This window comes from Paraburkholderia sabiae, assembly GCF_030412785.1.
In the GTDB taxonomy this organism is placed as follows: domain Bacteria; phylum Pseudomonadota; class Gammaproteobacteria; order Burkholderiales; family Burkholderiaceae; genus Paraburkholderia; species Paraburkholderia sabiae.
In genome coordinates this window covers 2,497,989-2,517,263 of sequence record NZ_CP125295.1, presented here as the reverse complement: position 1 = coordinate 2,517,263, position 19,275 = coordinate 2,497,989, and the positions used below count along the sequence as shown (strand labels likewise).

19 protein-coding genes and 1 pseudogene are annotated in these 19,275 nt (G+C 61.8%); 8 read left to right on the top strand and 12 right to left on the bottom strand.

The genetic code is table 11. The annotated features are described in order from the left end of the window. From ggt to dctA, 4 genes are all read left to right on the top strand, one after another. Entirely contained in the window at nt 1-1,593 is a 1,593-nt protein-coding gene (gene ggt / locus QEN71_RS11325) for a gamma-glutamyltransferase (RefSeq protein WP_201652648.1), read from the top strand. Nucleotides 1,594-1,625: 32 nt separating this feature from the next. After that, nucleotides 1,626-2,615 (top strand): agmatinase, encoded by a 990-nt coding sequence (gene speB, locus QEN71_RS11320; RefSeq protein ID WP_201652651.1) that lies wholly within the window; start codon nt 1,626-1,628, stop codon nt 2,613-2,615. 145 nt (nt 2,616-2,760) lie between these two features. Next, nucleotides 2,761-3,729 (top strand): LysR family transcriptional regulator, encoded by a 969-nt coding sequence (locus QEN71_RS11315; RefSeq protein WP_201652893.1) that lies wholly within the window; start codon nt 2,761-2,763, stop codon nt 3,727-3,729. Then, entirely contained in the window at nt 3,726-5,033 is a 1,308-nt protein-coding gene (gene dctA / locus QEN71_RS11310) for a C4-dicarboxylate transporter DctA (RefSeq protein WP_201652654.1), read from the top strand. Before QEN71_RS11315 ends, dctA begins: the two co-directional genes overlap by 4 nt. A 39-nt stretch (nt 5,034-5,072) precedes the next feature. Here dctA and QEN71_RS11305 read toward each other — a convergent pair whose 3' ends face one another. From QEN71_RS11305 to QEN71_RS11290, 4 genes are all read right to left on the bottom strand, one after another. After that, the gene (locus QEN71_RS11305) at nt 5,073-5,855 is read right to left on the bottom strand and encodes a substrate-binding domain-containing protein (RefSeq protein ID WP_201652657.1); all 783 of its coding nucleotides are present in this window, start codon (nt 5,853-5,855) and stop codon (nt 5,073-5,075) included. Nucleotides 5,856-5,899: 44 nt separating this feature from the next. Beyond that, the gene (tcuC, locus tag QEN71_RS11300) at nt 5,900-7,195 is read right to left on the bottom strand and encodes an MFS transporter (protein WP_201652660.1); all 1,296 of its coding nucleotides are present in this window, start codon (nt 7,193-7,195) and stop codon (nt 5,900-5,902) included. A 219-nt stretch (nt 7,196-7,414) separates the two neighbouring features. Further along, complete coding sequence (locus QEN71_RS11295; RefSeq protein ID WP_201652663.1) at nt 7,415-8,134, bottom strand: DUF1223 domain-containing protein; 720 nt, start codon at nt 8,132-8,134, stop codon at nt 7,415-7,417. An 89-nt stretch (nt 8,135-8,223) separates the two neighbouring features. Further along, complete coding sequence (locus QEN71_RS11290; RefSeq protein ID WP_201652666.1) at nt 8,224-8,415, bottom strand: hypothetical protein; 192 nt, start codon at nt 8,413-8,415, stop codon at nt 8,224-8,226. Between the two features lie 213 nt (nt 8,416-8,628). On the opposite strand from QEN71_RS11290, the gene QEN71_RS11285 reads away from it, so the two are divergent. Further along, nucleotides 8,629-9,753 carry a sensor histidine kinase gene (locus tag QEN71_RS11285; protein WP_201652896.1) on the top strand — a complete coding sequence of 375 codons (1,125 nt, stop codon included), beginning with the start codon at nt 8,629-8,631 and terminating at the stop codon, nt 9,751-9,753. 91 nt (nt 9,754-9,844) lie between these two features. Here the strand turns inward: QEN71_RS11285 and QEN71_RS11280 are convergent, their stop codons facing one another. Then, nucleotides 9,845-10,816: a GlxA family transcriptional regulator gene (locus tag QEN71_RS11280; protein ID WP_201652668.1), complete on the bottom strand. Its 972-nt coding sequence runs from the start codon at nt 10,814-10,816 to the stop codon at nt 9,845-9,847. A gap of 67 nt (nt 10,817-10,883) precedes the next feature. On the opposite strand from QEN71_RS11280, the gene QEN71_RS11275 reads away from it, so the two are divergent. Then, complete coding sequence (locus QEN71_RS11275; RefSeq protein ID WP_201652671.1) at nt 10,884-11,408, top strand: NAD-dependent epimerase/dehydratase family protein; 525 nt, start codon at nt 10,884-10,886, stop codon at nt 11,406-11,408. A gap of 129 nt (nt 11,409-11,537) precedes the next feature. Further along, nucleotides 11,538-12,050, top strand: a complete 513-nt coding sequence (locus tag QEN71_RS11270; protein ID WP_201652899.1) for a DUF3331 domain-containing protein — start codon at nt 11,538-11,540, stop codon at nt 12,048-12,050. A gap of 156 nt (nt 12,051-12,206) precedes the next feature. Here the strand turns inward: QEN71_RS11270 and QEN71_RS11265 are convergent. Both QEN71_RS11265 and QEN71_RS11260 read right to left on the bottom strand, forming a co-directional pair. Further along, a pseudogene (locus QEN71_RS11265) lies at nt 12,207-12,332 on the bottom strand (short-chain dehydrogenase); the annotation flags it as partial. Beyond that, nucleotides 12,323-13,123, bottom strand: a complete 801-nt coding sequence (locus QEN71_RS11260; protein ID WP_201652674.1) for an SDR family NAD(P)-dependent oxidoreductase — start codon at nt 13,121-13,123, stop codon at nt 12,323-12,325. The gene QEN71_RS11260 and the pseudogene QEN71_RS11265, both read right to left, overlap by 10 nt. A 115-nt stretch (nt 13,124-13,238) precedes the next feature. Here QEN71_RS11260 and QEN71_RS11255 point away from each other — a divergent pair, with 115 nt between their 5' ends. Beyond that, nucleotides 13,239-13,628 carry a VOC family protein gene (locus tag QEN71_RS11255; protein WP_201652677.1) on the top strand — a complete coding sequence of 130 codons (390 nt, stop codon included), beginning with the start codon at nt 13,239-13,241 and terminating at the stop codon, nt 13,626-13,628. A gap of 3 nt (nt 13,629-13,631) precedes the next feature. Here the strand turns inward: QEN71_RS11255 and QEN71_RS11250 are convergent, their stop codons facing one another. From QEN71_RS11250 to QEN71_RS11230, 5 genes are read right to left on the bottom strand one after another with little or no spacing between them, the layout of a single operon-like run. Then, nucleotides 13,632-14,459 carry an ABC transporter permease gene (locus QEN71_RS11250; RefSeq protein WP_201652681.1) on the bottom strand — a complete coding sequence of 276 codons (828 nt, stop codon included), beginning with the start codon at nt 14,457-14,459 and terminating at the stop codon, nt 13,632-13,634. 30 nt (nt 14,460-14,489) lie between these two features. Next, a complete protein-coding gene (locus tag QEN71_RS11245) occupies nt 14,490-15,743 on the bottom strand; it encodes an ABC transporter permease (protein ID WP_201652902.1) in 1,254 nt (417 codons plus the stop codon). A 48-nt stretch (nt 15,744-15,791) separates the two neighbouring features. Continuing rightward, nucleotides 15,792-16,847 carry a polyamine ABC transporter substrate-binding protein gene (locus QEN71_RS11240; RefSeq protein ID WP_201652684.1) on the bottom strand — a complete coding sequence of 352 codons (1,056 nt, stop codon included), beginning with the start codon at nt 16,845-16,847 and terminating at the stop codon, nt 15,792-15,794. A 1-nt stretch (nt 16,848) separates the two neighbouring features. Then, nucleotides 16,849-18,036 (bottom strand): ABC transporter ATP-binding protein, encoded by a 1,188-nt coding sequence (locus QEN71_RS11235; RefSeq protein WP_201652687.1) that lies wholly within the window; start codon nt 18,034-18,036, stop codon nt 16,849-16,851. 32 nt (nt 18,037-18,068) lie between these two features. Beyond that, nucleotides 18,069-19,217, bottom strand: coding sequence for an SRPBCC family protein (locus QEN71_RS11230; protein ID WP_201652690.1), 1,149 nt, complete (start codon nt 19,215-19,217; stop codon nt 18,069-18,071). Between the last annotated feature and the right edge of the window lie 58 nt (nt 19,218-19,275).

Here is a 19,275-nt window from a genome sequence, read left to right as displayed (position 1 = left end):
ATGAGAGATTTCGAGCAACCGGGCAGGTCGCTGGTGATGTCGAAAGATGGCATGGCGGCAACATCGCATCCCGCATCGACGCTGGCGGCAGTGAAGATTCTGGAGGCAGGCGGCAACGCAATGGATGCGGCGATCGCCGCGTGCGCGGTGCAATGCGTGGTCGAGCCGGGATCGACGGGAATCGGCGGCGACTGCTTCGCGCTGTATTCGCGTGGCGGCAGCGACGACATCGTCGCGTTCAACGGCTCAGGTTGGGCACCGAAGGCAGCCAGCGTATCCATGCTCGCGTCGATGGGCGTTTCATCGATCGAGCGCCATTCGCCGCATGCGGTCACTGTGCCGGGCGCCGTCGACGCGTGGGCGACGCTCGCGCGCGATCATGGCTCGATGCCGTTCAAATCGCTGTTCGCATCGGCGATCAGGCTTGCAAGCGAAGGCTACGCAGTGGCGCCGCGCGCAGCAGCCGACTGGGCGAATCAGGCCGCGGTACTGCGTCTGGACAAGACGAGCCGCGAGCAGATGCTGATCGACGGCACGTCACCGGCTGCGGGCACGCTTCACCGGCAGCCGTTGCTCGCGAAGTCGCTGATGGCCATTGCGGAAGCGGGGCCGCGTGTCTTCTATGAAGGCTTTATCGCGGAAGATATCGTCGCCTGTTTGCAGGGCAAGGGCGGCCTGCATACGCTCGACGATTTCGCGCGATATCGCGGCGAATACGTGAAGCCGATCAAGGCGAGCTTCCGTGGCTACGACGTGCATGAGTGTCCGCCGAACGGACAGGGCATCATCGCACTGCTGATACTGAAGATTCTCGAAGGATTCGATGCGACCGACGACCCGCTCGGCGCTGACCGGATTCATCGGGAAATCGAAGCGACGCGGCTGGCGTATTCGATTCGCGACGCGCTGCTAGGCGATCCGCGCGGGCAACCGCTCGATATCGAAGAGTTGCTGTCGGACGAAACCGTGTCGAAGCTGCGCGCGAGAATTTCCCTCGACCATGCGATGACCGACGTATCCACGCATCGTCCCGCCGATCACAAGGACACGGTCTATATCTGTGTCGTCGACAAGGATCGCAATTGCGCGAGCTTTATCAATTCGCTGTTTCATCCGTTCGGCAGCGGGATCATGGCGCCGCACAGCGGCGTGATGCTGCATAACCGTGGCCAGAGCTTTACCGTCGAGGAGGGGCATCCCAATGCGATCGCGCCGCACGCGAGACCGATGCACACCATCATTCCCGGCATGGTCACGAAAGACGGCAAGGTGCAGATGACCTTCGGCGTGATGGGCGGCCACTATCAGGCGATGGGACACGCGCATTTCTTATCGAAGGTGCTGGACTACGGAATCGACATGCAATCGGCGATCTCGTTGCCACGCGTATTTCCGCAACCGGGCACGGGTATCGTCGAAGCGGAATCCACATTGTCCGCCGCGACGCGCGACGAACTGACGAAACGTGGATTCAGGCTGGCGCCGCCGAACTGGGCTATCGGCGGTGCGCAGGCAATCCGGATCGACTGGGAAAACGGCACGCTGACAGGCGCGTCGGACCATCGCAAGGACGGCTGCGCGCTGGGCATCTGACTTCTCTGCAACGACCACTCTCGCGGATCGACATGGACAAAAGCGAAGTCATACGCGGCGACGGCGCGATTCGTCGCGAGTCGCCATACGGTTCATCGAAGGAAAACACCTATGCCGGTGTCGTGTCCTTCATGAGGCGGCTCTACACGAAAGATCTAACGGGTATCGACCTTGCCGTGACAGGCGTGCCGCTGGACATCGCAACGACGAACCGGCCCGGCGCGCGTCTCGGGCCTCGCGCGATCCGTTCGGCGAGCAGCCAGCTCGGCGTGCTGCTTCCGTATCCGTGGGGTATCAATCCGTTCGACGACTATGCGGTGATCGACTACGGCGATTGCTGGCTCGACGTGCACAACCCGGCGACGGTGAAGGAGACGATCGTCGCGCACGCGCGCACCATCCTTGCGTCGGGCGCGAAGATGCTGACGCTAGGCGGCGACCATTACATCAGCTATCCATTGCTGGTTGCGCATGCGGAGAAGTATGGCAACGCATTGTCGGTAATTCATTTCGATGCGCACTGCGATACATGGCCCGACGACCAGCCGGAAAGCCTCAATCATGGTTCGATGTTTTACAAAGCCGTCAAGGAAGGTTTGATCGACCCGCATCGTTCCGTGCAAATCGGCATCCGTACATGGAACGACGATTTCATGGGCTTTCACGTTCTGGATGCACCGTGGGTACATGAACATGGCGTCAAGGCCACGATAGAGCGCATCGTGTCGGTGGTCGGAAATCGTCCGGCGTACTTCACGTTCGATGTCGATGGACTCGATCCCGCATTTGCGCCGGGCACGGGAACGCCTGTACCCGGCGGTCTTTCCACAGCTCAGGCGTTCTCGATCATCCGTGGGCTCGGCGCAATCGACCTGATTGGCGCGGACGTCGTGGAGGTCGCTCCGGCTTATGACCACGCGGATATCACGGCGCTGGCGGCCGCGCACGTAGCGAGCGAGCTGGTTTGCCTGTTCCGGCATCGCGCGAAGAGTGGCAAAGCGATATCGAACACTGCGACGTGACCGGTTGTACGTTCGTTTTCTGGGAATCGACACGTCTCACCTGCATGGTCCCCATCAAGGTCTGAGCAGACGGGCGCCATCCCCGATGGGCTCTCGCGGCCGAATCATGCAAAATACCCGGCATCCAAAATGCGGAGGCTGGCCCGTGGGCATTAACTTTGACCTGAATGACTTGCAGGCTTTTCGCGCGGTCGTTGAGCTGGGAAGCTTCCGAAAGGCCGCCGAGGCGGTCAGCATTTCCCAGCCGGCCTTAAGTCGTCGGATCGACAAGCTCGAAGAAGCGCTCGGCGTGCGTCTCTTCGAGCGCACCACGCGCAGCGTCACGCTTACTACCGTCGGCCGCGTGTTCGCTCCAAGCGCAGAACAACTGCTCGATGATCTCGACGTCGCGCTGCTCGGCATCCGCGACGTTTCATCGAGCCGTCTGGGTCATGTGACTATCGCGTGCGTCCCTTCGGTGGCGTATTACTTTCTGCCGAGCGTTATCGCGAGCTATCATCGCCGCTTTCCGCGTATCCGCGTCAAGCTCCTCGATTCGAGCGCGAATGAGGTGCTTGGCGCCGTCATCAGCGGCGAGGCCGATTTCGGCGTGAGCTTCATGGGCAGTCAGGAGTCCGAGATCGAGTTCAAGGTGCTGCTGCAGGAGCGGTTTGTTGCGGCCTGCCGCCGCGACCATCCTCTCGCGCGCAAGAAGCGCGTGACCTGGGACGAACTCTACGAACACGACTACGTCTCGGTGGACAAGACTTCCGGTAACCGCCTGTTGCTCGATCAGGCGCTCGCGGCCGTCGCGCCACATGCGCCGAGCGTCTGCGAGACGCGTCACGTGACGACCATGCTCGGGTTGGTCGAAGCGGGGCTCGGTGTCGCCGCGGTGCCGTCGATGGCCATGCCGGGACATGACCACCCAATCCTCACGAGCGTGCCGCTCGTCGAACCCGTGGTGAAGCGACGCGTGGGAATCGTACGACGGCGCGGAAGGCCGCTCACTCCGGCCGCACAGGAGTTTCACCGGACGATCATCGAGACGAAGCGCGCCGGTGTCGGAAGCAGTGATGCCACAGGAGATAACGTGACGGCGACAACGAAGGCAAGAAGGAAGACGGCATCGTGAGGTTGGCAAGACCGCTTCGTTTGCTCTATGTGCAGGTTCTGCTGGCCATGCTATCCGGAATGGCGCTCGGCCACTTCTGGCCGCCGGCAGGCGCGCTGCTCAAGCCGCTCAGCGACGCATTCGTCGGACTCGTGCGGATGATGATCGCGCCGATCGTCTTTTGCACGATCGTCTCGGGCATCACGTCGCTCGCCAGCGGGAAGGCTATCGGACGTAAGATCATTCAGGCGCTCGCGCTTTTCTATTTTTTGACGGCCGTCGCGCTCATGCTCGGACTCGCCGTCGCGTTCGCGCTGCGACCTGGCGCCGGCATGCACATCGACGTGCATCATCTGGATTCGAGCATCCTCGTGCAATATGCGAAGCACGCGCAGGCGGGCGGGCTCGTGGCGTTCGGATTGAGTGTGATCCCGGAGACGATTGTCGGCGCCTTCGAGAAGGGCGAGGTGCTGCCGGTGCTGCTGCTCTCGCTGCTCTTCGGCTTCTCGCTGAATTCCTGTCCGAGCGCTGGCCGGCCAGTGCTGGCGCTCATCGACGGCGTCGCCCAGATATTCTTTCGCGTGCTCGCGATGATCATGCGACTCGCTCCGCTCGGAGCATTCGGCGCGATGGCTTTCACGGTGGGCCGATTCGGCATCCGCTCGGTCGGCTCGCTCGGCATGCTGATGGTGTCCTTCTACGTCGCATGCCTGCTGTTCGTTGCGCTGGTACTCGCGCCGCTCGCGCGCCTGCACGGTTTCGCGCTCTGGCGACTCTTGCGCTACATGCGCGAGGAATTGCTCATCGTTCTCGCGACATCGTCGACGGAACCTGTACTGCCGCGCCTGATCGTGAAGCTCGAAGCACTGGGTTGTGACAAGGGCGTCGTGGGGCTTGTGCTGCCCGCGGGCTATTCGTTCAATCTGGACGGCACCGCGATCTATCTGACGCTCGCGTCGATGTTCATCGCGCAGGCGTGCGATGTGCCGCTTTCCGCGACGCAGATCGCGACGATGCTCGCCGTCATGTTGCTGACTTCGAAGGGTGCGGCCGGCGTGTCCGGCAGCGGGCTGGTCGCGCTCGTCGCTACGCTCACGGTGATTCCCGACCTGCCCGTTGCCGGAGTGGCGCTGCTGGTGGGTATCGACCGCTTCATGTCCGAAGCGCGCGCCCTGACGAGCGTCATCAGCAACGCCTGCGCCGTGATCTTCGTCTCGATGTGGGAAGGCGCGTGCGATCGTGCGCGTCTCGCACAGATGCTCAGGGCGGCCGAGCCAGGTCGCACGGACGTTGCGAATGACCCCGCGACAGACACACTGCGGTGACGGGAAGGCTGGCTGAGACAAGCCTTCCCATGGTTTGCCTCAATGCGCGGAGACGGAATCGAGCCCGGTCGATCTCACGTCGGCTTGCACATCGGGCGATGCGAGATAGTCGAGGAGTGCCTTCGCTTCCTTCGGATGCTGCGCGCCGACGGGAATGCCGGCGGCGAAACGCGTGACGGACTGCAGTGACTCGGGAATCTTGCCAACGAACGTGGCACCCTGGACGGGCAGCAGTTCGCTCACCTGCTGGAAGCCGATTTCGTAGTCACCGTTCGCCACCTCCGACGCCACGGGAATCCGCGGGATCATCTTCGCCTTCGCCCTGACCTGATCCTCGATGCCGAGCTTTTTGAACAACTCCCGCTCGATATAAACGCCGCTCGCGCTGTCCGAGTAGGCAATCGACTTCGCATGGAGCAACGTCTGCCTGAGGCCCTCGGCCGAGCCGATATTGGGCTTCGCCGCACCTTCGCGCACGACCATGCCGATGCGCGAATCGGCCAGCTCGACCCGCGATGCAGGGATAACCTTGCCTTGCCTGATCAGATCGTCGAGTGCGTAGCCGACCATGATGACGACGTCCGCAGGCTCGCCACGTGCGAGCCTGTTGGGGATCGCTTCGGGCGATTTGCCCATCGAGGGTCCGAGCGCGGTGTCGAGCGTGTTGCCCGTCTGTGACGCGAACCTGGGGCCGAGCATCTTGTACGCGGCGGTGAAGCCGCCCGAGCTCATGACGTGCAGGTCGGCGGCCTGCACGTTCGCCGCAGCGGCCGAGGTTGCGACGAGCGCTGCCGCGCAAAGTTTCAGAAGCAGGTTTCTCATGGTCGTGGTCGTGCAGGGTTGCGATGGGTGCTGCGGGAAGCGTATCAGAGCGCCGGAGTCAGGGTCGCTGCACGGCGGCGATAGAGCGCGAACGTCGCCAGAAGCGCGCACGCTGCGGCGAGGCTCATCCAGTAGCCGGGTGCGGCCTTGTCGCCCGTCATATGAATGAGCGCCGTTGAGATCGCGGGCGTGAAGCCTCCGAACACGGCAGTAGCGAGACTGTACGCGAGCGAGAAGCCGGCAACGCGTACCTGCACGGGCATCACTTCCGTGAGCGCGACGACCATCGCGCCGTTATAGATTCCGTACATGAACGAGAGCCAGAGGAGGACGAGCAGCATGTTGACGAAGCTCGGCGCCTGAGCGAGCAGCGACAGCGTCGGGTATGAGGTCGCGATGGCGAGCACCGTCATGCCGACGAGGAGCGGCCGGCGGCCGATCTTGTCGGAGAGCGCCCCGCCGATCGGCAGCCACACGAAGTTCGACACGCCGACACACAGCGTCGCGAGCAGGCTGTCGGCGGTGCTCAGGTGCAGGACCGTCTTGCCGAAGGTCGGCGCGTAGACCGTGATGAGATAGAAGCTCGTGGTGGTCATCGCCACCAGCATCATGCCGGCGACGACGACGGTCCAGTTCTGGACCAGCGTGCCGAATACTTCCTTCATGCCCGGACGATGCTGGCGCGCCTTGAACTCCTGCGTTTCCTCCAGATTGCGACGCAGCATGAAGATAAACGGCACGATCATGCAGCCGACGAAGAACGGTACGCGCCAGCCCCATGCGGCGATGGCCGATGCGTCAAGCCATTGATTGAGCGCGAAGCCGAGGCCCGCAGCGACGACGATCGCCACCTGCTGGCTCGCGGACTGCCAGCTCGTGAAGAAGCCTTTGCGGCCGGGCGTGGCCATCTCGGCGAGATACACCGACACGCCACCCAGCTCGGCGCCCGCCGAGAAGCCCTGCAGCAGCCGCCCGAGCAGCACGAGCGCGGGCGCCAGAAGTCCGATCGTCGCATAGCCCGGTACGAACGCGATCAGGATGGTGCCGCTCGCCATGATGGCAAGCGTAACGATGAGGCCCTTCCGGCGGCCGACGTCGTCGATGTAGGCGCCAAGCACGATCGCGCCCAGCGGCCGCATCAGGAAGCCGGCGCCGAAGACGGCGAACGTCATCATCAACGAGGCAAACTCGCTTCCGGTGGGAAAGAAAACGTTGGCGATCTGCGTAGCGTAGAAGCCGAACAGGAAGAAGTCGAACTGCTCCAGGAAATTCCCGGCCGTTACGCGGAAAACCGCCGCGGCTTTTGAATGTCCGGTCGAGAGGTGAGGCGAGGGGTGCATCGAGGTGTCTCCTGAAATCCAGAAAGTGCGCGGCGTTCCGGGCGATTGTGGTTTTGGCAATGTTCGCCCGGCACCGGTGAAACGTTAAGTGCAATTTTCTGAACGATTGATGTTCTTTCGTTATCAATCGATATCTGGAGACATCGCGGAAACGAGTCGACAAGAGCCTCACGACGTCCGCTCAAGATGCGACTACGGGATTTGACCGAATGCGACTGTTCAGCGCGCGGGTGCGCGCTGCCGGTCGGTGACGCGCGCAGCGCCGACGATCGCGCCATCCGACGCTTCGAGCAGTACCGCCATGTGTTCGCCCGTAATCGCGTTCGCACGTAGCTGAAGAGGCGCACCGGCCCATTCGCCAATCGAGGTGAAGCTGCGCACGATGTTCGACTCGGTGAGCGTTTCGCCCGAGTTCTCGCCGCGTCCGACGGGCGTAACGTGCCGCGCGTCGTAGCCGACCAGCAGTATGCGAGCGCGTCCACGCCCAGGTCCGATCGATACTGAAATTTCGCTGCCGTCGCGAATGGCGTCGACCGTGGCTGACGTCACGGAAGTGGATTTCGCGTCGTCGATGGCAGAGCGGGCCGCCGGCCGATTCGAGCCGACCACTGCGACCTTGCCGTCGATCACCATTTCAGGCGTGTAGGCAAAATCGCCGAAGCGCCTGACATACTGTGCCTGACGCGCATCGGCGGCATCGAACGAAAATGGATCTTTCCAACCGAGCTGGTTCCAGTATGTGACGTGAAATGCGAGCGGGAGCACGTCGCTCCGTGTGTCGCTCAATTCAGACAGATAGCGATCGGCGGGCGGACATGACGAACAGCCTTGCGACGTGAACAGTTCGACGACAACCGGGCGCGGCGCGGCGGCGAACGCATGTGATGTATAGAGCGCCACGGCTCCAGCACAGATCGCTGCGAGAGAACGAAGTAGCATTTTCTGACTCCAGATGACATACATGCCTTTAGTTCGATTGCTGGCATGGAACGGTTACAGTGGATCCGCTACTGATGCGTCAAAACGCTTCAATCGGCGCCGTCCGTGTCATCGCCGAGGAAGCCGAGATAAGTTGGCGTTTCCGGCGAGCGCGGCATGCCTCCGGTCGCGTGTGCTACCGCGCTGAGCGAGCGCAGTGTGCCGAGCGTTGCCGCGCGATTCGTAATGAAGTGCCACGGATGCGATGAATGCGGCTCGGGATCGACGTTTTCCGCGGGCATTGATTGCGTCAAGGTCGAGCGCGGCGGTCAGGCCGAAGGGCGAATCGCACCGCGCTCCTTCTCGTCCGGAATGGCGAGTTCGAGCACTCGCAACGAACGGTCCATGGACAAAAGGTATTATCTTGTCGTTTGGCGGGCATTCCTTCGGACCGTCACAAATACGCGCGCAACATCAATATGCCGGATATCCACGGCAACAGCGGAGACCCGAACATGCGGCTTGCAGACTTCATCTTGCGAGACATGGAGCCAATACTGACGAAATGGGAGGCGTTTGCGGCCACCCAGCTGCCGGCGTCGGCGTATATGGGATCTCCCGAGTTACGCGAAGGGGCGGAGCAAATGCTGCGCGCCGTAGCAGCAGACTTGCGGACCCCGCAAACCCGGGAAGATCAACGCAAAAAGTCATTGGGCGAGGGCACGGGGGTGATCGGGGTGACCGAATCGGCCGCGCGAACTCACGGCACGCTGAGGGCTCGTGCCGGTTTCACAGTCAACCAGGTTGCCGCCGAATATCGCGCGCTGCGTGCAAGCGTGCTTCGCCTGTGGATGGACGACAGCGCGCCGGAATTAACCGAGCTCGACGACGTCATCCGTTTCAATGAAGCGATCGATCAGGCGCTCGCCGAATCGGTCACCTCGTTCAACTCGCAGATCGAGCAGAACCGCAACCTCCTGCTTGGCATGCTGGGACACGATATGCGCAGCCCGCTTCAGGCGATTCAGGTCACCTCGTCGTATCTGGCAGCGCTGAATGCAGGGGACGATGTGTCCAAGGCGGCCGGCCGACTGATACGCAGCGGGTCCCGGATGCAGGCGTTGCTCGATGACCTGACGGAATTCAACCGGACAAAACTGGGCTTGGGCATCAACGTCACGCCCACGGATGTCAATCTGGCGGATGTGCTTGCCGACGAACTGGAGGAGTTGCGTGCCATTCATCCCGAAAGGCGGATTGACTTGCACGTGATGGGTGATCTGCAGGGAGTCTGGGACAGCCAACGCCTGCAGCAATTGCTGGGAAACCTTGTTGTCAATGCCATCAAATATGGAGCGCAGAATACACCTGTGCGCGTGACGGTGACGGGCGATGCAACCCACGTCCGGATCGATGTCAGCAACAATGGCTCTGCGATCGAACCCGCTATGCTTTCCCGCATCTTCGATCCTCTGGAGCGGGGGCGAGACAGTCAGAATCAGGACGAGAGAGCGGGCAGCCTGGGGCTGGGATTGTATATCGCAAGTGAGATCGCCAAAGCCCATCACGGTGCCATCGAGACGCGGTCGGACGAGTCGGAGACTACCTTTTCGGTGTCGCTCCCGCGGGCAGAATCGTAACGCGGTGCTGCCAGTATCGCCGCACGCATTGCGCGTGTGCGCGTCCGCCGAAGGGCGGATTCCGGAAGCGACGCTCGTATCAGCACGCCTGCTAGCCGTCGACCAGATCCTTCTCAGCGCAAGCGCTACGCGCCTCTCGTCTCAACGACTGCGGGGTGGTTCCATAAGTCCGGGTGAAAACTTCCCGGAGATGGCGCCCGTCACGAAAGCCGGCTTCCCTCGCGATTGTTTCAAGCGAATGACGGCCTCGCTCGATCATGTTTCTCGCCGCTTCGAGGCGGAGTCGCTCGATTGCCTTGGCAGGCGATTCACCCGTCTCCGAAAGAAAAATGCGGCCGAATTGCCGGGTACTGAGGTGTGCAGCCTTTGCCAGATCGTCGACGCGCAACGGCTTTGACAGATTCACGCGAGCATATTCGAGCGCCATTTGAATTCTGTCCGACTTCGGTGCGAGTGCCAGCATTTCCGAATGCTGCGACTGTCCGCCTGATCGCCTGTGGTGCATGACGAGCGCACGCGCCACCGACGTCGCGAACTTGGAGCCATGATCCTTTTCCACCATGCCGAGCGCGAGATCCATTGCAGCCGTTAATCCCGCCGACGTCCATATCGCACCGTCGACGATAAAAATCCGATCGGCTTCAACCTGAGCAAGTGGGCAGCGTGCCTGCAAGGCATCCGCATACGCCCAATGAGTAGTCGCGCGTCTTCCGTCGAGAAGCCCGGCTTCGCCAAGCACGAACGCTCCCGTGCAAAGACCTGCTGTACGCCGCGAACGCCCGGATGCCTCGTTGATGAACTGGAGTTCTTCAGGCGCGGTGATTCGATTGGTCGGGTCGGCCATGCCGCTGATCATCCAGGTGTCTTCCTCCGTTTCCGCGCTAACCGCTTTAGTCATGACGGAAACACCCAGTGACGAGTGAGTTTCTCCGCCGGCGAGCGAATAGTTTGTTACGCGATAAATCGGCTCGCGCGCCACGATGTTTGCGATCTCGAACACAGCCTGGGTTCCGATGGCCATTACCTGAAAACCATCCGTCAAGAAGTAGCCAATCCGATGCATTAATGTTCACCAATCGCCATGTCCGAAAAGCTGATTATAAATGTCGTTGGAGAATAACGTGCGTGGGATGGATCATAAGCACCTATCTCGCACCGGGCAAAAAAATACTTCTATGGCGCTAGTTCGTGGAACCGCGGTTGTGAGTGGGGCATTGTCGATTATTGGTTCGGCATTTTCCCATTATCTGGCATCCAGAGGCCATGATCTCGTGCTTGTGGATCGGCATCGGCCGCGCCTGAACGCGCTTGCGAAAGAACTGACATCGCTTAGCCGGCAGGCCGTAGAAGTCGCCGTGGTGACTTCCGGTTCATTGCTGGACGTGGCTGCCATCACGGAAAAGATCAGACAGGACGCCAGTATTGTTCTTGTCGTCGATATAGCGGACGAGGCGGGTGATGTTTTACTTTCAGCGCGGCAAGCGAATGCGCTGATCGGTGTCCTTGAGCATGGTCGCGCGATTACATCGGCCGCTATAGGAAAGTTTTCTGCGAAGGGGGACGGGGTCAGCGTATATCGCGTGGGCGTGGTGATTACGTCTGCGGCTGGTTTCGATGATCTTCCCGGTTTATTCCGGAGCTTTGAGCTCGAATAAGCGGATCTTAAAGCGGAAATATGGACTTTTTTCTGACATTTCTTTAGCGGGTACGCATTGATAAGCGTCTGACTGGCCGGCGTCCAGTGATTTTGATCATCGCATTTAAATGCTGACCTATCTGTGAAAATGCAAAACTCGACTACGACTCCTTTCATATATCCGTCGTCAGACGATGGCGATATTGTCGAGCGGGCGCTCGTGCGTTTGCTCTTTCCTGTCACGATGCTGGCGTCGCCGCCTGTCGAAACATCGTTCAGGAAAAAAATGCGTCGGGCACAAGTCGTGGTCGGACGAAGAACGCACGAGGCTGAATGGATTCCTTTGCCTGCGCGCATCCTTGTGCGTGAAATCCTGTCCGCGCATACGCTCAGTGTCAGCTGGAGCGATTCGCAGACAGGGCACTACGCGGAGCAGGTCTGGCGATTAGGTCTGGCACGCAGTGACGGCTTCTGTGCGCTTTCCGGTCGGCGCATCGTTGAAGGGGATGATGTGTTCCGCCCTCGACGGAGTGTGACGTACGTTCCGGCAAACTGGAGCCGTATGATTCTTGCGTCGGCGGTGCCGGACGAGCGCCAATTCCCGGCCTTGAATGCATCGCAATGCGAAGATAGAGAAGAGTCAGTCGCTCTCGATGACTGACTCAGCGGTGACTTGCGCGTATCGCTCGCTTCGTGATTGAAGCGAGCTACCGCAATACAAACAGAGCCCGCGCGTCCCACACAGACAGTGAGCATGTGCGAAAGCAGCGCGGGAAAGACGTCGCGAGCCTCAGCCGACAGGAATCGGATTATCCCGCGTGTCGATGCCCGGATTCGCCTTTGCGACGTCGTCCAGCAGCGCCTTGCGGCGCCCCGCGACGATGACCTTGTTGCCGCGTTTGTGAAGAGCTTCAGCAAGCGAACGGCCGATGCTCAGCAGGATGCCGTATAACGCGGCGCAGGCGTGTTGCTCGACAGCAGGCTCGACATCGCGCGTCGTGCGCTTTCGTAGTCGTCCCATTTGTCTGCGTCATGCAGCGACGGGATCGTCACGAGTTCACCGCGATCGAAGCCGACCAGTGCGGCATCGACCAGGTTGTCGGCGGACATTACGATCGCCTTGTCGAGGTTTTCGAGGGGAAGGCCGCCCGTTTGCCAGAAATCGGTGGCCGTTGCGCCGGGCAGGACGGTCTGGACCTGAATGCCCTTGCCGCCGAGTTCGTGATGCAGCGACTGGCTGAACGCGAGCACGAACGCCTTGCTGCCGCCGTACACGCCGTTGAGCACTTCCGGTGCAATCGCAACGATCGATGAGATGTTGATGACAGCGCCCTTGCCGCGCGACAGAAAGCCCGGCACGGCAGCGTAGGTGAGACGCGTCAGGGCCGTCACGTTAAGATCGATCATGCGCGACATCGCGTCGACGTCGCTGTCCGCGAGCGGCGTATGCGTGCCGACGCCCGCGTTGTTGACCAGCAGCGTGATGGTTGCGTCCTGCTTGAGCCTGGCTTCGACGCTCGCGAGGCCGTCTTTGTCGCCGAGATCGGCGTCGAAGATTTCGACGTTGCGATGCGTTTCGGTGGTGATGCGGCTGGCCAGCGTGGCGAGGCGTTCGCGGTTGCGCGCCACGAGTACGAGGTCGTAGCCGCGCCGCGCGAGGCGCTCGGCATAGATTGCGCCGATGCCCGACGAAGCGCCCGTGATCAGTGCCGTGCCCAAGTGTGTTTGCGTCATGCTTTCGCTCCAGTTCAGAAGATGGTGTGAGCGAATTGTGGAGCAGGCAGCGCGCGGCGAAAACGACGTAGAAGGTAGTGTTTTAGGACATTCTCTTTGATAAAGGTGTCCAGAAATGCAGACGCATATCAGAATCGCCCGTCCCGTCCGCGATCTTGCCCGCACTGAGCACATGTACTGCGCAGCGCTCAACCTGAGCGTGCTGGCGAAGTTCGAGGATCATCAGGGGTTCGACGGAGTGATGCTCGGAAGTCCCGGTATGGACTATCACTTCGAGTTCACCCGTTGCCCCGGACATCCCGTCGTGCCAAGCCCGACGAGTGAGGACTTGCTGGTGTTCTACATCCCGGATCGACAGGAATGGCAATCAGCCTGCGATCGTCTTGTCGAGAACGGGTTTGTACACGTCATCTCGCTCAATCCGTATTGGGACGTGTCGGGCCGGACGTTCGAGGACCCGGACGGCTACCGGATCGTTCTGCAAAATGCGGCGTGGGCCGCTTAGCCGTCACGTAAGCGTTCCGGCCGCCGACGCAGCACGGCCGCGCAGCCAGTTGATGCTCGCAAACAGCAACACGGCGAACACGATCAGCATGGTCGCAACGGCGAGGATCGACGGATCGATCGAATCACGGATGCCGCTCCACATCTGGCGCGGCACGGTCGTCTGGTCCGGCCCGCCGATAAACAGAATGACGATCACTTCGTCGAACGAGGTCGCGAAGGCGAATACGCTGCCCGTGGCCACGGCGGGCGTGATGAGCGGCAACGTCACGCGCCGGAACGTGACCCACGGCGCGGCGCCGAGCCCCGATGCCGCGCGCAGCAGGCTCTGATCGAACGACAGCAGTGAAGCCGTGACGGTGATGACGACAAACGGTGTGCCGAGCGCCGCGTGGGCCAGCACGACGCCGGGATACGAATTGACAAGCCCGAGCGGCGCGAAGATCAGATAGAAGCCCGCCGCGACGACCACGATCGGCACGATCATCGGCGAGATGATGATGGGCATGATCAGCGAACGCAGCGGGAATTTCGTACGGCTCAGGCCCAGTGCGGCGAGCGTGCCGAGACACGTCGCGATCAGCGTCGATGCCGCGCCGATGCCGAGACTGTTCAACAGCGCGCGCTGCCAGTCCGCGCTGGTGAGCGCCTGTTCGTACCAGCGCAACGAAATGCCCTGCAACGGGTACGAGAAATACGAACCCGAATTGAACGAGAGCGGGATGATCGCGAGAATCGGCGCGATCAGGAAGAACAGCACGAGCGCGGTATGCACGCGCACCCAGCGCGCCGCGATGCGTTCCGTCAGCACCTTTTTCCGTTGTTCCTGCATGTCGGTCTCTCTTCGTCGTGTATGAATGGCTCAACCGAAGCGCAAACGGTCGATGCCGACGATGCGGTTGAACAGGAAATAGAAGATCGCCGTGAAGATCACGAGATACGCCGAGAGCGCGCCCGCCAGGCCCCAGTTGAGTTGCGTGTTCGTCTGCATCGCGATCAGCTGGCTGATCATCTCGTCGCCCGCTCCGCCGAGCAATGCGGGCGTGATGTAGTAGCCGAGCGCGAGCACGAACACAAGGAAGCACCCCGCGCCGACGCCTGGCAGCGTCTGCGGCACATACACGCGCACGAACGCAGTGAACGGATGCGCGCCGAGCGATTGCGCCGCGCGCACATAAACGGGCGACACGCTCTTCATCACCGAAAAGATCGCGAGAATCATGTAGGGCAGCAGCACATGCGTCATGCCGATCAGCACGCCGGCGCGATTGAAGATGAGCGGCAACGGATGCGTCGTCAGGCCGAGTCCCATCAGCAGGCCGTTGATGACGCCGCCCGGTTGCAGCAGCACGTACCACGCGGTCGTGCGCACCAGCAGCGAGGTCCAGAACGGCACGATCACGAACAGCATCAGACGGTTGCTGCTTTTCGCGGGCAGATTGGCGAGCATCCACGCGACGGGATAGCCGAGCAGCAAACATAGCAGCGTGACCGTCGCGCTGATCGAAATGGTGCGCAGAAATGCCTGCCGATACACGGACGCGTTATCCGGCACGAAGCCGACGGAACCTTGCGGCGTGACTTGCGCATCGACGGCGGCGAGCAGGTAATCGGGCGTCGGCGATTGGGCGGCGCGTTTCAGAAGACGCCACGTTTCCGGCGCGTTCCAGCGTTCGTCGAGTTCGATGAGCGCGGGCTTCCACGCGGTCGGCGCATCGGCGGGCAGATTGCGCGCGGTGCGCATCAGCAGGCTGCGGAACTCCGCCTGAGAGAAATTCAGGCGCCGCGCAACCGTGCCGAGCTGACCGCTCTCCTGTGCCTGCTTGAGCCCCGACGCGAGCAGCGCGAACGTGTGCTCGTCGGGAATGCCACGACCGTCCCACGCGTCGAGCGCCCGCGTGAGCGCAGGCATGCTGTCGGGCACTTCGTGATTCTGCACGCTGCGCGCGAGCAGCAACGCAATCGGCGCGATGAACGTCGACAGCAGGAACACAATCAACGGCAGCGCAAGCAGCAGCGCCTGCGCCGACGCGCGGCGCTGCGCCTTCTGGAAGGACGCGCGGCCATCGGCTCTCGGCGGAGAGCCCGGCGCCGCGGCGTGGGCCGATACGGGCATGCTGGTAGTCACGTCAGGCTCTCGCTCAGGAGGTTATTGCTCAGGAGGTTATTGCGTCAGCCAGGTCTGGAAACGCTTGTTGATCTGGTCCGCGTTGTCGGCCCAGAAGCTCGCGTTGATCTGCAATGCGCGTTTGAAGTTCTGCGGCGCGGTCGGCAGATCGGAGAGTCGCTGCTTGTCGACGAGTTCGATGGCATCCTTGCGCGGCGGCGCATACGCGATGTACTTCGAGAGGTCTGCGTAAGCCTTCGGCTGCGAAGCGGAAACGATGAACTTTGCCGCCGCATCGGCATGCTTCGCGCCCGTCGGAATGCCCCACCAGTCGAAGTCGTAGACCTGCGCGTCCCACACCGCCTTGAAGGGCTTGTTGTCCTTCTTCGCGGCATCGTCGATGCGGCCGTTATAGGCTTGCGTCATCACCACCGCGCCGTCCGCGAGCAGCTGCGGCGCCTGTGCGCCCGACTCCCACCACACGATATTCTTCTTGATCGTGTCGAGCTTCCTGAACGCGCGATCGACGCCTGCGGGCGTGCCGAGCACCTTGTACACATCTTTCGGATCGACGCCGTCGGCGATCAGCGCCCATTCCATCGATACCTTCGGCGACTTGCGCAGACCGCGCTTGCCGGGGAATTTCTGCAGGTCGAAGAAATCGGCGACCGTGGTCGGCGCGCTCTTCAGCTTGCTTGCATCGTAGGCGAACACCGTGGACCAGACCATGCTCGCAACGGCGCAATCGCTGATCGATCCGGGAATGAAATCGCTCGTCTTGCCCAACGTCTTCTTGTCGAACTTCTTCAGCAGGCCTTCGTCGCAGGCGGTGATCGCGTCATTTGTTTCGAGGTCGATCAGGTCCCACGTGGTGTTCTTCGCCTGCTCCATCGCGGAGAGCTTGGCGAGACCGCCGTCGTACGATTCCGTCGAAAAGCCCACGCCCGTCGCTTGCGTGAACGGCTCGAAATAGGCCTTTTTCGCGGCGGCTTCATAGGCGCCGCCGAACGTCACCACGGAAAGCGTTTCCGCCGCCGACGCATGCGCGGCGGCGAAAGCGAAAACGGAAAATGCGGCGAGTGCGGCACGTCGTGCGTTGATAGGGGTGCGCATGTCAGTTGGCTCCTGCAGGTGCGGTCGTCATGATTGAAGGTAAGGGAGACGGCGAGGAATAGTTCGCGGGCGCGCTGCGATGCGCGCTGGCGCTTGCTGCGAGAATCTTGCAGTCGTCGTGGCGCCACGCGACCTCGACGGTGTCGCCGGGCGAAGGCAGCGCATGACGTTGCGTATTGGGCACCTTCACGACGATGTCGTCGCGCGAGCCGAGCTTCAGATGAACGCGATGATGATCGCCGCAATACACGAGTTCTTCGACGCGCGCGCGCACCACGTTGCTATGCGCTTCCACTTGCGCGCCTTCGGCGGCCGGAATGTGCGCGCGCTCGGGGCGCAACGCGAGCATCGCGTCATCGCCCGCACACAGGCCGGTTTCGCAGCGTCCGCGAATGAGGCTGCCGTCCGCTAGCGCGAGCGTCGCAATCGCATCGCTCACATCGACGACGCGCCCCGTCAACCCGTTGTTCTCGCCGACGAAGTTCGCGACGAACGCGTTCTGCGCGTTCTCGTAAAGCTCGCTCGGCGTGGCCGCCTGCTGGATGCGGCCATCGGAGAACACGGCGACGCGGTCCGACATCGTCAGTGCTTCCGCCTGGTCGTGCGTCACGTAGACGATCGTGAGCGAAAGCTCGCGGTGCAGGCGCATGATTTCGTATTGCATCGTTTCACGCAGACGCTTGTCGAGCGCGCCGAGCGGTTCGTCCATCAGCACGACGCTCGGCTCGAACACGAGCGCGCGCGCGAGCGCAACGCGCTGCTGCTGTCCGCCAGAAAGTTGCGCGGGACGACGATTCGCCAGATGCGGTAACTCGATCATCTCCAGCGCGCGCTTCACCCGTGCCTTCTGTTCGGCGCGGCTCACGCGGCGCACGGACAGCGGAAACGCGACGTTCTCCGCAATCGTCAGATGCGGGAAGAGCGCATAGTTCTGAAACACCATGCCGATGTCGCGCTGATGCGGCGGCTTGTCGTCGAGCCGTTTTCCGTCGAGCCGGATCTCGCCTTGCGTGGTCGATTCGAAACCCGCGAGCATCATCAGCGTGGTCGTCTTGCCGGAACCGGACGGTCCGAGCAGCGACAGGAATTCGCCCTTGCGCACGTCGAGGTTCAGATCGTCGACGACGTAATGCGCGCCGTCATACGATTTGCTCACGCCTGAAAACGAAATGTAGGAAGGGTTTGACATCGTGCTTGCGTCCTGTCGGTGTTGCGTCGTGATCAATGCGCACGGAGCTTCGCTGCGAGATAGCGGGCAAAGTCGTAATTGGGGCGTTCGAGATGACTCAGATGACCGGGCTTCGCGAGCGGCGCATGCACGCCGCGAAATACGGCCTCCACGCCGCGCCGGTCTTCCGCGTTCACTTCGTCGAGCAGCGTTTTCAGCGTCGCCATGTGCGCCTGCGCTTGCGGGTCGGCGATGAACTCCGGCGCCAGTCCGCCGCCGAAGCGGATATGTACGCGCCCCACGCCCTCGGGTTGCAGCACGAGATACCAGAAGTAACCGGGCGTGAGCGTGACGAGATGCGTCGGATAGATGGCGAGCAGAGCCGTCGTCTTGCGCCAGTGCCCCGTGAGACGCGTGTTGTCGGGATGCGCATTGCCGATGGGCAGTGACGCTTCCTTCGTGATCCAGTGATAGTTGAAGGCGGGAAAGCCCGGCGGGCATTCCATTTCTTCGAGGCGGGAATGCGGACCTACCGTCGCGCGATGCAGCATGGGGAGGTGATAGCTCTCCATGAAGTTCTCCGCGAGGATCTTCCAGTTCGTATCCCACACATGTTCTTCGTGGAACGTTTCGATGTAGTCGGACATGCCGTATGCGCCGATCAGCTCGCTCAGGTCGGCGAGTTGCACATGAACGGGCGGGGCGGTTTGATCGAGCGTCACGTAGATCCAGCCTTGCCACGTTTCGCAGCGCAGCGTGGGCAGGCGATAGCTCTCCTTGCAGAAGCCCTCTTGCCGGTCCATCAGCGGCGCGCCTTTCAGTGCGCCGTCGAGCGAGTAATTCCACGCGTGATAAGGACAGACGATACGGCGTACGTTGCCGCGTCCTTCGAGCAGCACCGATATGCGATGCAGGCACACGTTCGACATCGCCTTCAGCTGCATCTGCTCGTCGCGCAGCACGACGATCGGTTGCGCGCCGATGCGCGCAGTCAGATAGTCGCCGGGCGCTTTCAGCGCGCTCGCACGGCCGACGCATTGCCATTCGCGCGCGAAGATGTCGCGTTCTTCGAGTGCGAGAAATTCGGGGGATGTGTAGACGCCGGGCGGCATCGAGCGCGCTTCGCCGAATGACCGTTCGCAGCCGGTCTGCAGTTGGTCGACGAGCGCTTGCGCTGTGATAGTGCTTGCCGGGTTTGCCATGCCGCCTCCTCGTTTCGAGCTTGCGAGAGCGCGCGTCCACGCTGGATTACGCGGCGTT